Annotated in this window: 15 protein-coding genes; 10 read left to right on the top strand and 5 right to left on the bottom strand. The window is 71.5% G+C overall.

Features of this window, described 5'->3' with window-relative positions:
* Positions 1-8: 8 nt before the first annotated feature.
* The 3 genes from ACYVAG_RS00285 to ACYVAG_RS00275 all read left to right on the top strand — a co-directional run bounded on the left by ACYVAG_RS00285 (position 9) and on the right by ACYVAG_RS00275 (position 3,819).
* Positions 9-1,274, top strand: coding sequence for a GNAT family N-acetyltransferase (locus ACYVAG_RS00285; protein ID WP_460765093.1), 1,266 nt, complete (start codon positions 9-11; stop codon positions 1,272-1,274).
* A gap of 86 nt (positions 1,275-1,360) precedes the next feature.
* Positions 1,361-1,933 (top strand): helix-turn-helix domain-containing protein, encoded by a 573-nt coding sequence (locus tag ACYVAG_RS00280; protein WP_460765091.1) that lies wholly within the window; start codon positions 1,361-1,363, stop codon positions 1,931-1,933.
* A 14-nt stretch (positions 1,934-1,947) separates the two neighbouring features.
* Entirely contained in the window at positions 1,948-3,819 is a 1,872-nt protein-coding gene (locus tag ACYVAG_RS00275; protein ID WP_460765089.1) for an ABC transporter ATP-binding protein, read from the top strand.
* Between the two features lie 95 nt (positions 3,820-3,914).
* Here the strand turns inward: ACYVAG_RS00275 and ACYVAG_RS00270 are convergent, their stop codons facing one another.
* The 4 genes from ACYVAG_RS00270 to ACYVAG_RS00255 are packed head-to-tail and all read right to left on the bottom strand — an operon-like array spanning position 3,915 to position 6,639.
* Entirely contained in the window at positions 3,915-4,733 is an 819-nt protein-coding gene (locus ACYVAG_RS00270) for a putative RNA methyltransferase (protein WP_460765087.1), read from the bottom strand.
* 19 nt (positions 4,734-4,752) lie between these two features.
* Positions 4,753-5,511 (bottom strand): SDR family oxidoreductase, encoded by a 759-nt coding sequence (locus tag ACYVAG_RS00265; protein WP_460765085.1) that lies wholly within the window; start codon positions 5,509-5,511, stop codon positions 4,753-4,755.
* 1 nt (position 5,512) lies between these two features.
* On the bottom strand, positions 5,513-6,313 hold the full coding sequence (locus ACYVAG_RS00260; protein ID WP_460765083.1) for an SURF1 family cytochrome oxidase biogenesis protein: 801 nt from the start codon (positions 6,311-6,313) through the stop codon (positions 5,513-5,515).
* A 56-nt stretch (positions 6,314-6,369) separates the two neighbouring features.
* Entirely contained in the window at positions 6,370-6,639 is a 270-nt protein-coding gene (locus ACYVAG_RS00255; protein WP_460765082.1) for a DUF6457 domain-containing protein, read from the bottom strand.
* Positions 6,640-6,730: 91 nt separating this feature from the next.
* Here ACYVAG_RS00255 and moaA point away from each other — a divergent pair, with 91 nt between their 5' ends.
* Positions 6,731-7,768, top strand: a complete 1,038-nt coding sequence (gene moaA, locus ACYVAG_RS00250) for a GTP 3',8-cyclase MoaA (protein WP_460765080.1) — start codon at positions 6,731-6,733, stop codon at positions 7,766-7,768.
* Between the two features lie 577 nt (positions 7,769-8,345).
* Here moaA and ACYVAG_RS00245 read toward each other — a convergent pair.
* Entirely contained in the window at positions 8,346-8,687 is a 342-nt protein-coding gene (locus ACYVAG_RS00245) for a DUF3099 domain-containing protein (protein WP_460765078.1), read from the bottom strand.
* A gap of 108 nt (positions 8,688-8,795) precedes the next feature.
* Between ACYVAG_RS00245 and fabG the strand changes: the two genes are divergently transcribed.
* The 6 genes from fabG (at position 8,796) to ACYVAG_RS00215 (ending at position 14,184) form a co-directional block, all read left to right on the top strand.
* A complete protein-coding gene (gene fabG, locus ACYVAG_RS00240) occupies positions 8,796-9,530 on the top strand; it encodes a 3-oxoacyl-ACP reductase FabG (protein ID WP_460765076.1) in 735 nt (244 codons plus the stop codon).
* Positions 9,531-9,553: 23 nt separating this feature from the next.
* On the top strand, positions 9,554-10,324 hold the full coding sequence (gene fabI, locus ACYVAG_RS00235) for an enoyl-ACP reductase FabI (RefSeq protein WP_460765074.1): 771 nt from the start codon (positions 9,554-9,556) through the stop codon (positions 10,322-10,324).
* 61 nt (positions 10,325-10,385) lie between these two features.
* Positions 10,386-12,038: a Mur ligase family protein gene (locus ACYVAG_RS00230; RefSeq protein ID WP_460765072.1), complete on the top strand. Its 1,653-nt coding sequence runs from the start codon at positions 10,386-10,388 to the stop codon at positions 12,036-12,038.
* Positions 12,039-12,173: 135 nt separating this feature from the next.
* Complete coding sequence (locus tag ACYVAG_RS00225) at positions 12,174-12,980, top strand: hypothetical protein (RefSeq protein WP_460765070.1); 807 nt, start codon at positions 12,174-12,176, stop codon at positions 12,978-12,980.
* Positions 12,977-13,426: a phage holin family protein gene (locus tag ACYVAG_RS00220; protein WP_460765068.1), complete on the top strand. Its 450-nt coding sequence runs from the start codon at positions 12,977-12,979 to the stop codon at positions 13,424-13,426. The genes ACYVAG_RS00225 and ACYVAG_RS00220 overlap by 4 nt, the downstream gene beginning before the upstream one ends.
* Positions 13,423-14,184, top strand: coding sequence for a DUF3618 domain-containing protein (locus tag ACYVAG_RS00215; RefSeq protein WP_460765066.1), 762 nt, complete (start codon positions 13,423-13,425; stop codon positions 14,182-14,184). The genes ACYVAG_RS00220 and ACYVAG_RS00215 overlap by 4 nt, the downstream gene beginning before the upstream one ends.
* The last annotated feature ends 13 nt before the right edge of the window (positions 14,185-14,197 follow it).

The following is a 14,197-nucleotide window of genomic DNA, read 5'->3' as shown; positions in this document are numbered from 1 at the left end:
GTGGCGGGGTGACCCTCGAACACCGCACCTTCACCGCCACGACGACCGACCGCGACGCCAACGCCGAGGCGGTGGACTGGCTCCGCGTCGTCCACCAGGGCTTCGTCGGCCCCGACCTCAGCGACAAGGTCATCCAGCACGCCCTCGACGAGGCCGTCGCCGACGCCTGGCGCATGCGCGGCGTCTATGACACCGAGAGCCCCGCGTACGCGGCCCCGGGCCCGGTCGCGACCTTCGTCACCTTCGACAAGACCCTGAACGTGGGCGGGTACGCGCCGATCGACGTCACCTGCATCACCGACGTGACGGTCCAGGCGACCCACCGCCGCCGCGGGCTGCTGAGGGCGATGATGACGGACGAGCTCGATGCGGCCCGCGAGCGCGGCCACGCCGTCGCGGCGCTGACGGTCACCGAGGGCACGATCTATGGCCGGTTCGGGTTCGGCCCGACCACCTTCGCCCAGGCGGTCGAGGTCCACACGTCCCACGGCTTCGGCCTGCGCACGCGACCCGGCGGCCGCGTGGTCGCCGTCGAGCGCGACACCGCGAGCCGACTGGGGGCCGAGCTGTTCGAGCGCGTCCACGCCGCACAGTTCGGGTCGATCGGCCGCTCGGCGGGCTATGCCGACCGCGTGTCCGGCGTGTTCGACCACGAGTCCGGGGAGGCCGACCGCACCCTGCGGAACGCCTTCCACAGCAGCGATTCCGGCGACATCGACGGGTGGGTCGCGTACGCTCCGGCGAAGGAGGGCCGCGAGACCCTGCGCGTCCGCGAGCTCCTCGCCCTCACCGACGAGGCCCACCTGGCGCTGTGGGCGCACGTCGCCTCGATCGACCTGTCGGAGAAGGTCGTGTGGCGCGACGCGCCGCTCGACGACGTCCTGCCGTGGGCTCTCGCCGACCCGCGGGGATATCGCGTCACCGCCCGCAAGGACGCGCTCTGGCTCCGCGTGCTCGATCCGGTGGCCGTGCTCCAGTCCCGTGGGTACGCGGGGGAATCCGGTCGCCTCGTCCTCGCCGTCGACGACCCGCTGGGCCACGCCGGAGGAACCTGGGAGGTGGAGGTCGACGCCGGACGCGCGCAGGCCCGCGCGACGGATCGCGAGCCCGATCTGGCCTGCGGTGCGGAGGAACTCGCCCCCCTGATCCTCGGCGGTGTCGAACCCCGCGTACTGGCCGCCGCGGGCCGCCTGCGCGGAACCTCCGACGCGCTCGACCGCGCCCACGCCGTCTTCGGGGCGCTGGGTCGCCCCTGGACGACCACGCACTTCTGAGTCCGTTCCCACAAGATCACCCGCGATCCTGCACCACGGGTCAGTTCCAAGGCGCTAGGCTGGCCCGACCGACGAAGGGAGCACCGATGGTCGCCGCACGTCCCCCGCGGGGTGCCCGCATCACGGGAGCCGACCGCGACGCGCTCGTCGCCCAGCTCGCCCGCCGCTATGCGGCGGGGGAGTCCATCAGGTCCATGGCCACCGACACCGGCCGGTCCTACGGGTTCGTCCAGGGCCTGCTGAAGGAATCCGGCGTGGAACTGCGTACGCGGGGTGGCGCCACCCGCGGTGCAGAGGCTGTCGCCGCCCGCCAGACCACCCAGGAGAGCGTCGCGGCCGTGCGCGCCGAGCTTGCTGCCAGACCGGCAGCGCGCCGTGCCCGGGCGAAGTCTGCTCCCGCACCGGCGAAGTCTGCCCCCGCCAGGCGCACGCGCTCCGCCGCCGCGAAGAAGGTCGATGCGATCGTCCCGAAGGTCGACGGGCCCCCAACCGCTGACGCGGCGGTCGTGCCCGTGGTCGACCCCAAGAAGACCGTGGCGAAGGCCGACGCGAAGGCGAAGGCGGACAAGTCCCGGGGCAAGAAGGACGACAAGCCCAAGAAGAAGGACAAGAAGGCCGACAAGCCGAAGAAGAAGGACAAGAAGGGCAAGAAGAAATAAGTGCCCCCTCGATGATGTCCCAGGGCTCCGGCGGCGGCCGGATGCTGGGAGGCCTCCGCAAGGATCGCTCGGTCATCCACCACCGCCTCGCGCCGGGCGTCGTCCGGCGGGTGGCGGCGTACGGTCGTCCCTACACCGGGCTGATCTCCGGCTTCCTCGTGCTGATCGTCCTCGGCGCGGTGTTGGGCGTGCTGCCGCCCCTGCTGCTGAAGGACATCATCGACGACGGCGTGCTGGGCCGCGACCTAAACCTCGTGGTGAAGCTGGCGCTTGTGGTTGCCGCCATCGCCGTGCTCGACGCGGTCGTCACGCTGGCCCAGCGCTGGTGCTCGTCGCGGCTGGGCGAGGGGTTGATCTATGACCTGCGTACGCAGGTGTTCGACCACGTCCAGTCGATGCCGCTCGCGTTCTTCACCCGCACCCAGACCGGCAAGCTCGTCTCGCGGCTCAACTCCGACGTCATCGGCGCCCAGCAGGCGTTCACCTCCACGCTGTCGACGTCGGTGAACAACATCATCTCGCTGGTGCTCGTGCTCGGCGCGATGCTCGTGCTGTCGTGGCAGCTCACGCTGGCCGCGCTCGTGCTGCTGCCGATCTTCCTCATTCCCGCCCAGGTCATGGGGGCACGACTGGCGGGCCTCACGCGCGACCAGATGTCCCTGAACGCCGACCTGTCCTCGACGATGACGGAGCGGTTCAGCGTGTCGGGAGCCCTGCTGGTGAAGCTGTTCGGCACCGACCGCACCGAGCACGCGGCGTTCGCCGAGCGCGCGGCCGCCGTGAGGGACGTGTCGGTACGCATCGCCATGAACGGCCGGTTCTTCATGACCTCCCTGACGCTCGTCGCGGCCCTGGCCACGGCGCTGGTCTATGGCGTCGGCGGCTGGATGTCGATCGGTGGCACCCTCACCGTCGGCACGCTGACCGCGCTCGCCGGCCTCCTGGCACGCCTCTATGGTCCGCTGACCCAGCTGACGAACCTGCGCGTCGACGTGATGTCGGCGCTCGTGAGCTTCGAGCGGGTGTTCGAGGTCCTCGACCTCGAGCCGGCGATCCGCGACCGCGCCGACGCCCGGGACGCGACCGGCGAGGCGTCGGTGGAGTTCCGCGACGTGACGTTCGCCTATCCCGACCGGGCCGCGGAATCGCTGGCCTCGCTGGAATCGCCGGGCCGCACCGCCGACGGCGGGAACGAGCCCGTCCTGCTCGACGTGTCGTGGCGCGCCGAGCCGGGCCAGACCGTCGCGCTCGTCGGCACGTCCGGGTCGGGCAAGACCACGATGACCCACCTCATCGCGCGGCTCTATGACGCGACGTCGGGCTCGGTCCACGTCGGCGGTGACGACGTCCGCGACCTGCGCATGGCGAGCCTGCGCGACCAGGTCGGCTATGTCACCCAGGACAGCCACATGTTCCACGACACCATCCGCGCGAACTTGGCGTACGCGAAGCCGGGCGCGACCGACGACGAGATGTGGGCCGTCCTCGAGTCGGCCCAGATCCGTGCCCTGGTGGAGAACCTGACCGACGGCCTCGACACCGTGGTGGGGGAGCGCGGCTATCGACTCTCCGGTGGTGAGCGCCAGCGCCTGGCCATCGCGCGCCTGCTGCTGAAGGCGCCACCCATCGTCGTGCTCGACGAGGCGACGGCCCACCTCGACTCGGCCTCCGAGGCCGCGGTCCAGCGCGCGCTCGACCACGCCATGACCGGCCGCACGTCGATCGTCATCGCCCACCGGCTCTCGACCGTCCGCGGCGCCGACCAGATCCTCGTCGTCAGCCACGGCCGCATCATCGAGCGTGGGACCCACGCCGAGCTCGTGGGCGCGGGCGGGGCGTACGCGGAGCTCCACCGCACCCAACTCTCGGCGGACGCGCAGGACTGAGCCCTTCGGCTCGGGTGTCACGAAATGGCCACTCGACCCGCGAGAACGGCCGATCTGGCCGGTTTTCGGGTGAGTTGGGGACGTTTCGTGACAGCTCAGCGGGCGAAGACGCTGACGTCGACCGCGAGGGTGGTCGACGCGGGTTCCCAGGTCGGGTCCGTCGCATCCCTGCTGTGGAAGGCGTTCGGGCCCATCATGACCAGGGCGCGGACCGCGTCGGCGTCGAGGTCGAGGGGCGCGGTGACGGCGGCCCGATGGACCAACCGCAGGTGGGCAGCGGCAGTCTCGTCGAGCCGCCCCAACTTGTCGGGCTCGACCTCCAGGAGGCCTCGCTCGCGGCGCAGCGAGGCGAGGTGGTCGGGCCGCGGCGTGACCACGACCAGCCGTCCGCCGGGCGCCAGCATGCGCGCGGCGTCGGCGAGGTTGCGCGGCGCGAACACCGTCAGCACCACGTCGGCCCACCCGTCGGCCACGGGCAACCCGGCCCACGTGTCCGCGACGATCGCGCCCACCCGGGGGAGGCGAGAGGCGCGGCGGCAGGCGTGCGCGGAGATGTCCGCGGCGATCCCGCGGGCGTCGGGGCCGAGCGCGTCGAGCACCCCGGCGAGGTAGTGGCCGGGCCCGGCGCCGGCGTCGACGACCGTGGCGGGTGCCCGGCCGGCGGACGCGCCGAGAGCCTGCAGGATGCCCTCGACGATCGGCCGGTAGTGCCCGGCGGCGAGGAAGTCGGCGCGCGCCTGCACCATCGCGGCCGTGTCGGCGTGAGGCGGCGCGGCACGGCCGAGGAGGTTCGCGTACCCCTGTCGGGCCAGATCGACGCGATGGCCCGCGGCACAGGCCAGCGTGCGGTCGTCGAGCGCGTACGCCGCCCCGCAGGTCGGGCAGGTGAGCCCGTCGACGACGTCGGCGATCATGGTCTCGGGGCGCGGCGGATCAGAGGGCCCGCATGGCGCCGCCGTCGACCGGCAGCACGAACCCCGTGAGATAGGACGCGGCGGGCGACAGCGCGAACGTGGCCACGCGGCCGAACTCGTCGGGACGGCCGAGGCGGCGCAGCGGGATTCCCTCGGCCGTCGACCGGAGGGCGGCCTCCTTGTCGTCCGAGCCCGACAGCAGGGCGTCGAGGCGCTCGGTGTGGACGCTGCCGGGAAGCAGCCCGAAGACGCGGATGCGGCGCGGGCCCAGCTCGTCGGCAGCCTGCTTGACGAGCATGGCGAGGCCCGGGCGCAGCCCGTTCGAGATCGCCATGGTCGGCAGCGGCGACTTCGACGACGTCGAGAGCACGAACCCGATGGCGGCGTCGTCGGTGGCGCGCTCCACGACGGCGGCGAGGGTACGCCGGGCGGCGAGGAACACCGACTCGAACGACGTGCGCCACTCGTCGTCGGAGTTGTCGAGGACGCCGCCGCGGGGCGGGCCGCCGACGCTGACGAGCGCGCCGTCGAGGCGGCCGAAGCGCTCGATCGCCAGGGCACAGGCGCGGTCGGGCAGCGCGGGGTCGCTCAGGTCGCCGGGGAGCGCGGCGGCGCGATCGTCACCGAGGGTCGCGACACGCTCGGCGAGGAGTTCCTCGCGACGACCCACGAGCACGACGCGCGCGCCCTCCGCCACCAGCTGCTCGGCGGTGGCGTGGCCGAGCCCGGAGCTCGCCGCGGTGAGCAGGAAGACCTTGTCGTCCAGTCCGAGATCCATGTCAGCCCTTCGTGTCGTCGGTGTCGTCGCTGCCGGTGTCGTTGCTGCCGCGGTCATCTCGTCTGGCGGCGGCCGCGGCCCGCAGCTTCCGCCGCTCCACCAGGTCGCCGCGGATGAACACCACGAGGCCGACCAGCCCGATCGCGGTGAACAGGAACCACTGGACGGCGTACCAGAAATGGGGTCCCTCGCTGAGCTCGGGGAGGGCCACGGGGACGAACGCGCCCTGCTGGGCGGGCTGTGACTCGGTGAGTGACAGGTAGCCGTCGACGATCGGATAGGGGAGTGCCTTCCCGATCGCCGGGGCATTGACCAGGCGTACCTGGTTGTTCACCGGGTCGACGGCCTTGGGTTTGCCGATCTCGCTGCGTCGCACGTGCCCGGTGACGATGACCTTGCCGGCCGGCGGGGGCGGGGCGGCGTCGGGGATCGCCTGCCCGCGCGGGACCTCGATGAAGCCGCGGTCCACCAGGACCGTCTGACCGGATGCCACCCGCAGGGGCGTGACCACCTCGAAGCCCGGCGTACGGTTGTTGAAGCGATAGCGCACCTGGAACTGGTGGGCGGGGTCGTAGGTGCCCTCGACGGTGACGCGCTGCCACTGGTCGTCGTCGGTGATCGGTCGCCCGAACACGGCCTCGAACGGGGCCGGTGGCCGCGCCTGGTTCGCGATGATCGTGGCGTTGCGCTGCTGCTTCTCGTCGAGACGCCTCAACTGCCACTCGCCGAGGTTGACGAAGGCCACCGCCAGCACGATCACGAAGACCAGCAGCGCGACCCATCGCTTCCAGAGGCTTCGCACCGGGCCACTGTACGCGGGTTGGCGGACGGTCGTGGGGCCGGCGGGCGTGGCCTTTCTCACTCGGGCGGGGCGACCTCGTCCTCGTTGGCCAGGGCGAGCTCGGTGGCCTTCGCCGCGGCGGAGCCGAGCGACTGGCCGCGGCCCACCGCGATGCCGACGAGGAAGGCGGTGAGGGGAGCGGACGGGCGTACGACGTTGCGCGCGGCGTCGCGGGCCAGGTCGAGGATGATGTGGATGGATTCCTCGTCCATCACATAGCCACCGGTGTCGAGGGTGCCGGCCAGCTCGTCGAGCCAGGTCTGCAGGCTCGTCGCCTCGTCGCTCATGGGGGGTCCTTCCGCCGCGTGCCAGGGTCGCGACCGATCCTCGCACGGGCGGTTCCACCCACGGTGGGGACCCCGCCTAGACTGGCACCCCATGACTGCCCCCGACTCCCGTCCGCCGCTGCCGGCCACGCTTCCCCTCGCGGACGCGCACGGCCGGGTCGCGACCGACCTGCGGGTGTCGCTGACCGACAAGTGCAACCTGCGCTGCACCTACTGCATGCCGGCCGAGGGCCTGCCCTGGCTGCCGCATGACGAGGTGCTCACCAACGACGAGTTGCTGCGGCTGCTGCGCATCGCGGTCACGCGCCTCGGCATCCGGACGGTGCGGCTGACCGGGGGAGAGCCCCTGCTGCGGCCCGACCTGGTCGGTCTGGTCGCTGCGGTCGCGGCGCTCGAACCCCGCCCCACGGTGGCCCTCACCACGAACGGCATCGGGCTCGACAAGCGCGCGGCGCAGTTGGCCGAGGCCGGACTGGACCGCATCAACATCTCCCTCGACACGCTCGACGCCGCCACCTTCAAGCAGCTGAGCCGGCGCGACCGGCTCGCCGACGTGCTGACCGGCGTACGCGCGGCCCGGGCCGCCGGGCTCGCCCCCGTGAAGATCAACACAGTCCTGATGCGCGGGGTCAACGACCACGAGGCGGCCGACCTGCTGGCGTGGGCGATCGACGAGGGCGTGCAGTTGCGGTTCATCGAGCAGATGCCGCTGGACGCCCAGCACGGGTGGACCCGCGCGAACATGGTGACGGCCGACGAGATCCACGGGCGGCTGGCGGAGCGCTTCACGCTGGATGAGGACCCGGCCGACGCCGCGGCGCGGGGGAGCGCGCCCGCCGAGCTGTTCCGGGTCGACGGCGGGCCTGCGCGCGTCGGCGTGATCGCGTCGGTGACGCGACCGTTCTGCGGGACCTGCGACCGCGTACGCCTGACCTCGGACGGCCAGCTGAGGAACTGCCTGTTCTCGCGGACGGAGAGCGACCTGCGGGCGACACTGCGCGCGGGGGCGAGCGACGAGGAGATCGCCGAGCAGTGGGTACGCGCGGTCGCGGTGAAGCTGCCGGGCCACGGAATCAACGACCCGAGCTTCCTGCAGCCGGACCGGCCGATGTCGGCGATCGGCGGCTAGAGGGTTTCTGTCCTGGTGGGGCGTGGGCGGGGTGTGGGCCGGGCTCCGCGAGCTTCGTCTTGCGGCTGGGACGCCGGGTCGTGGGTTCTTTGGTCCTGTTTGTCGGCGGCGTCTTTACGCCGCTTCGCCGAACTCGCGGGTGCCCGACCCACACCCCGCGCACGCCGGACGTCCTCCGAGCGAGCGCCAGGGATCGTGGGGTGAACGATCCGTCGACCGTCGCCGTTTCCGAGTGAACGTTCTGCTCGGCTGGTTGTGGGACACGGAGGGGTGAAAAGTGCACAGGTGTGCGCATTTCGTGGCTTGGGCGTGCGTACGGTGGGCGTGTTGCGCGCAGGTGTGCGCTTTGTGCGGGGCTGGGCTAGGCCCGGGGGTGGAAAGTGCGCAGGTGTGCGCATTTCGTGGCCTGGGCGTGCGTACGGTGGGCGTGTTGCGCGCAGGTGTGCGCTTTGCGCGGGGCTGGGCTGCGCCGGGGGGGTGGAAAGTGCACAGGTGTGCGCATTTCGTGGTCTGGGCGTGCGTACCGTGGGCGTGTTGCGCGCAGGTGTGCGCTTTTCGCAGGCCGGGCCCCCGCCCCCTAGTCCTGGTCGATGATCACGCCCGCGGTCGGTGACGCCTCGCGCTCCAGCGCACGGTGATAGCTCGGTCCCTCGTCGATCACCGGCGTGCGCTCCCCGCGCCGGTCGACCGCGTTGGCGAAGAGCACCGCGATGCCCGGCAGCACCGCCGCCGCGCCAAGCAGCACCCAGCGCCACGGGCCGCCCACGAATGCCATCGCGATGAAGCACGCGATGCGGATCGACATCGTGACGGCATAGCGGACCTCCCGGCGGGAGAGGTCGACCGATCGTCCCCGCCGCGCGGTCGTGATCACGAGGGGTTCGGGCTGACCGCCCGGCCGTCGCGCGCTCGCAGGCATCCCTCCACTGTACGCCGCCGCGTCCGCCACGCGCCCCGCGAGACGTCGTTTCCCCGACCCGGGGGTAATCGGTAGCGTGAGCCCAACCCGAGCGAGCAGGAGCACCACATGACGACCGAACCCCAGGCGACGACCCAGACCGCCCGCACCGTCCTCGTCACCGGCGGGAACAAGGGCATCGGCCGGGCCATCGCCGAGCGGCTCGTCGCGGCGGGCCATCGCGTCGCCGCCACCTATCGCAGCGGCGACGTCCCCGACGGGGTCCTCGGCGTGCAGTGCGACGTCACCGATCCCGCGGCCGTCGACCGGGCGTTCACCGAGGTGGAGGAGAAGCTCGGCTCCGTCGAGGTCGTCGTCGCCAACGCCGGCGTCACCGCCGACGGCCTCATCGCCCGCATGTCCGACGACGACTGGGCGAAGGTCGTCGACACCAACCTCGGCGGCTCGTTCCACGTCGCGCGCCGCGCGGCCCGCACCATGACCCGCAACCGCTTCGGCCGCTTCGTCTTCATCTCGTCGGTCGTCGGCCTGCTCGGTTCGGCGGGCCAGGTCAACTACGCGACGTCGAAGGCCGGCCTCGTCGGCATGGCCCGGTCGCTCGCCCGTGAGCTAGGATCCCGCAACGTGACCGCCAACGTCATCACACCGGGCTTCATCGAGACCGACATGACGGCGGTGCTGCCGGAGGAGAAGGTGGCCGCGTACAGGTCCCAGATCCCCCTCGGCCGCCTCGGCCAGGTCGACGACATCGCTGCCACGGTGGAGTTCCTGGCGTCCGACCGGGCGGGCTACATCACCGGCGCGGTCATCCCCGTCGACGGCGGCCTCGGCATGGGGCACTGAACCTCAACACCAGGAGACAAACCATGGGAATCCTCGAAGGCAAGCGCATCCTGGTGGCCGGCGTCACCATGAACACCTCCATCGGGTACGCCGTGGCGCGGCTCGCGCAGGCCGAGGGAGCCACCGTGCTGGTGTCGAACTTCGGCCGCGCGATGAGCCTGACCAACCGCGTCATCCAGAAGCTCGACCCGGTCCCGCCGTTGCTCGAGGTCGACGTGACCGACCCGGCCCACCTCGAATCCCTTCCCCAGAAGGTGTTGGAACATGTCGACGGGCTCGACGGCATCGTCCACTCGATCGCCTTCGCCAACCCCGAGACCGCCCTGGGCGGCAACTTCCTCACCACGCCCTGGGAGGACGTCGGCAAGGCCGTGGAGGTGTCGGCCTATTCGATGGCCTCGCTGACCATGGCCTGCAAGGAGATCATGGCGGAGCGCTCGTCGGTCGTCGGCCTCACGTTCGACGCGACCGTCGCGTGGCCCGCGTACGACTGGATGGGTGTCGCCAAGGCGGCGCTCGAATCGACGTCGCGCTATCTCGCGCGCTACCTCGGCCCCGAGGGGATCCGCTCCAACCTCGTGGCCGCCGGACCGCTGGAAACCCTGGCCAAGAAGGCGATCCCGGGGGCGAACGAGTTCAACGACGTGTGGGCCACGCGCGCCCCGCTCGGGTGGGACCCGAAGGACATGGAGCCCACGGCCCGCGCGGTCGTGGCGCTCCTGAGCGACTGGTTCCCCAGCACGACGGGCGAAATCGTCCACGTCGACGGCGGCCTCCACGCGATGGGCGCCTGAGGTGACGACGCTCGAGGCGCGTTTCCTGGAAGGGCCGAATCTCTATTTTCCCCGCCCGGCGGTGAAACTCACGCTCGACGTCGCGCCGCTGATGACGTTGGACACCCGCGCCGCACGCGCGTTCGCCGGTGACCTCGGCGTGCGCGCCGTACGCCCGGGCGAGCCCGGCAGCGCGTTCCGCCAGCGTTTCGTGGCGCGTGTGGTCGCCGTCCTGGTGCGGCGGATCTCCGCGGGGGCAGGGGTTTCCCGGCTCGCGGTGCGCTCCCGTCCCGGCAGCCGGCCTGATCAGCTCGTCGTGGCCGTGCCGTGGCGCCACGGGGGCCGCGTACGTGCGCTCGGTGACGCCGTCGGCGACGTGATCGAGGCGGCGGGCTCGGGCGAGGTCGCGCGCGTCATGGCCGAGGTGACCACCCGGCTGGCCGAGGCACCCATGGGCGCCGCGCCGAACCTGCTGCGGCCCCGCGTACCGGTCGTCGCGATCACCGGCACCAACGGCAAGACGACGACCTCACGCATGATCGGCCACATCGCCAGGGCTGCCGGCCGCAACGTGGGATGGTGCTCGACCGAGGGCGTGTTCCACAACGGTGAACTCGTCGAGACGGGCGACTATTCGGGGCCCGGGGGCGCCCGCATGGTGCTGTCCCGCAAGGGGATCCAGCTCGCGGTGCTCGAGACGGCGCGCGGCGGGATCCTGCGTCGCGGCATCGGCGTGACCCACAACAACGTCTCCGTCGTCACGAATGTCACCGCCGACCACCTCGGCATGGACGGCATCGACACCCTCGACCAACTGGCCGAGGTCAAGGGCGTCGTGCCGCGCATCACCCGCCCCGGCGGCTGGTGCGTACTCAACGGCGACGACCCGCGGACGTTCGCCATGCGGCTGACGTCGAAGGGCCGCCCGTGGGTGTTCAGCCGCGACGCCGACTCCCCGTCGGGACGGGCCGTCATCGACGAGGGCGGCCGCTTCACCACCGTCCTGGACGGCTGGATCTGCTGGCTGGAGGCGGGTTCCGACCCCGTGCCCGTCGTCGAGGTCGACGCGGTTCCCATGACCCTGTGCGGCCTCAGCCGCGTCAACGTGGAGAACTCCCTGGCGGCCGCTTCGGCAGCTCTGGGACTGGGCTTCTCCACCGCCGAGGTCGCCGACGGGCTCACCACCTTCGACCCCGAGCGCAACAACCCTGGCCGCATGAACATCTGGACGCTGAACGGTGTGACGATCGTCTTCGACATGGCCCACAACGAGGCGAGCATGGCCGCGATGCTCGAGATCTGCCACGGCCTGCGCGCACCGGAGGGGCGCCTGCTGGTGGAGATCGCCGTGGCGGGCGACCGCCTCGACGAGGTCGGCGTACGCCTGGGCGAACTCGCCGGCCTCAACGCCGACGTCGTCGAGGTGGCCCAGAAGGACCGCTACATGCGGGGTCGCGAGCAGGACGAGATCAACGCGCTGTTCGAGCGCGGTCTCGAAGCGGCCGGCTCGCGGGTCTCGGCCTACCACGACTCCGAGATGCCGTGCCTGGAATCCCTTGTGGCGCAGGCGAATCCCGGCGACGTGATCGGGTTCATGACCCATCAGCAGCGCGCCGAGCTGACCGCCTGGGTCGCCGATCAGGGAGGCCACGCCTGCACCGGCGAAGAGGTCCGCGCACTGGTCGAGGCGGGCGCGCTCCGCGCCGGATTCGTGGTGCCCGGCTCCTTCTCCTGAGCCCGCGGGGAAGACCCCGGTCGCGCGACGAATGTCGACATGGCTACGCTCTACCCCATAGGTATCGACCTATGGATGTTTCCCGGATCCGCCAGGAGCACGCGGGCCGTCGGCCCGTGAGAGTCAGGAGCTGAGATGAGCAACACCCAGAACTACCCGTACGACGATGATCGCGGGAAGACCGATGTCGCCAAGGAGCACGCCGCCGGCCTGAAGGACCACGCGCTGGGCGCGGGTCAGGACCTTGGCGGCACCGCCAAGGCCGAGGCCAAGGGCGTCGCCCGCGACGCGAAGAACGAGATCCGCGGGCTGCTCGACACCGCGCTCGGCGAGTCCCGCGGACAGCTCCGCGGCGGCCAGTCGAAGCTCGCCGCCGGCGTGCGCTCGCTGTCCAGCGAGGTGAAGGAGATGGCCGAGGGAGGCACGCAGGACGGCCAGGCCTCGCAGCTGGCGCGTACGCTCGCCTCCACCGGCGACGACCTCGCCGGCTGGATCGAGAACACCGAGCCGCAGGACGTCGTCGACAACGTGCGTCGCTATGCGGCCCGCAACCCGATCACGTTCCTCGCCATCGCTGCGGGCGCCGGCCTGCTCGTGGGCCGTTTCGCCCGCGGTTTCCAGGCCGAGCAGGCCGACCAGGGCGGACGCGGCGCGTACGACGACTACCGTCGTTCGGACGCCCGCTACACGCAGGCGACCTACGACCGTACGCCGACCGCGCCGGCCTACTCCGACTACAGCGCCCGCGACGACTACGACCAGTCGGGCCAGTACACGTCGCAGTCCGGTCAGGGCTACACGACCGAGCCGGGTCAGGGCTACACGCAGTCGGGCTACGACACCACCACCCCGGGCTACCAGGCCGAGCCGGGTGCGCAGGGCCAGTCGTGGCAGAACCAGTCCGGCACGGCGTACGACACGAACTTCGGTGACCGTCGATGAGTGAGCAGTACGAGCCCGGACGGGCGTACGAACGCCAGGTCGAGGGCGACAACCGCAGCATCGGTGAGGTCATGGGCGACATCACCAAGGATGTCTCGACCCTGATGCGTCAGGAGGTGGCCCTCGCGAAGGCGGAGGTCGCCCAGTCGGCGAAGAAGGCCGGCACGGGCGCCGGCATGCTCGGAGGCGCCGGCGTGGCCGGCCACTTCGCGCTGCTGTTCCTGTCGCTCGCGCTGTGGTGGGCCCTCGCCCACCTGATGAACGGCGACCGCCCGATGTTCGGCTGGGCAGCCGTCATCGTGGCCGTTCTGTGGGGCATCGTCGCGGCGATCCTCGCCTCCATGGGCAAGTCGAAGCTCAACCAGGTCGAGGGCGCTCCTCGCACCGCCGATTCCGTCAGCAAGATTCCGAACGCCCTCAAGGGCGAGGAGGCGAAGAACTCATGACCAGCAACGATCCCGAGCAGATCCGTCGCGAGATCGAAGAGACCCGCGCCAATCTGAGCAACGACGTCAACGCGCTCGCCGACGAGGCGAAGCCGTCCAACGTGGCCAAGCGCCAGGTGGCCTCTGCGACCGACAAGGTCAAGGACGGCGCCCAATCCCTGAAGGAGAAGATCATGGGTTCGGACGACCAGTACGACGACTACAACCGTGGCGGCTACGACCGCCGTGACCGTGGTGCCGAGGCCTCGTACGCCGCGGGCCAGATGCGCGCCCGTGCCGCCGTGGGTGGCCAGGGCTTCAACGACAACGCGTCCGACTTCGGTCACCGCGTCGGCGACCGCGCGTCGGACGCCCGTGCGGCCGTCGGTCAGGCTGCGGGCGACGCCCGTCAGACCTTGGCCGACACCCCCGGCAAGGTGCGTCGCGGCACGCAGGGCAACCCCCTCGCCGCGGGCCTGATCGCCTTCGGTCTCGGTGCGCTCATCGGCGGCCTCGCCCCGGCGACCCGCCAGGAGCAGCGCGCCGTCGCCGAGCTCAAGGACCGTGCCGAGCCCCTGGTCGACCAGGCCAAGACCCAGGCCGCCGCGGTGGCCAACGAAGTCAAGGAGAACCTGGCCGAGCCGGTGCAGGAGGCCGTGCAGAACGTCAAGGACTCGGCGACCGATTCGGCCGACACCCTGAAGTCGCAGGGCCAGTCCCACGCAGACGACCTGCAGGGTCACGCGAAGGACGCGAAGGGCGACGTGCAGCAGCACTGACCCCGGAGTCGCC

It is taken from the genome of Mariniluteicoccus flavus, assembly GCF_054776655.1.
The sequence above is the reverse complement of the archived record's forward strand: the minus strand, read 5'-3'. Positions and strand labels throughout refer to the sequence as shown.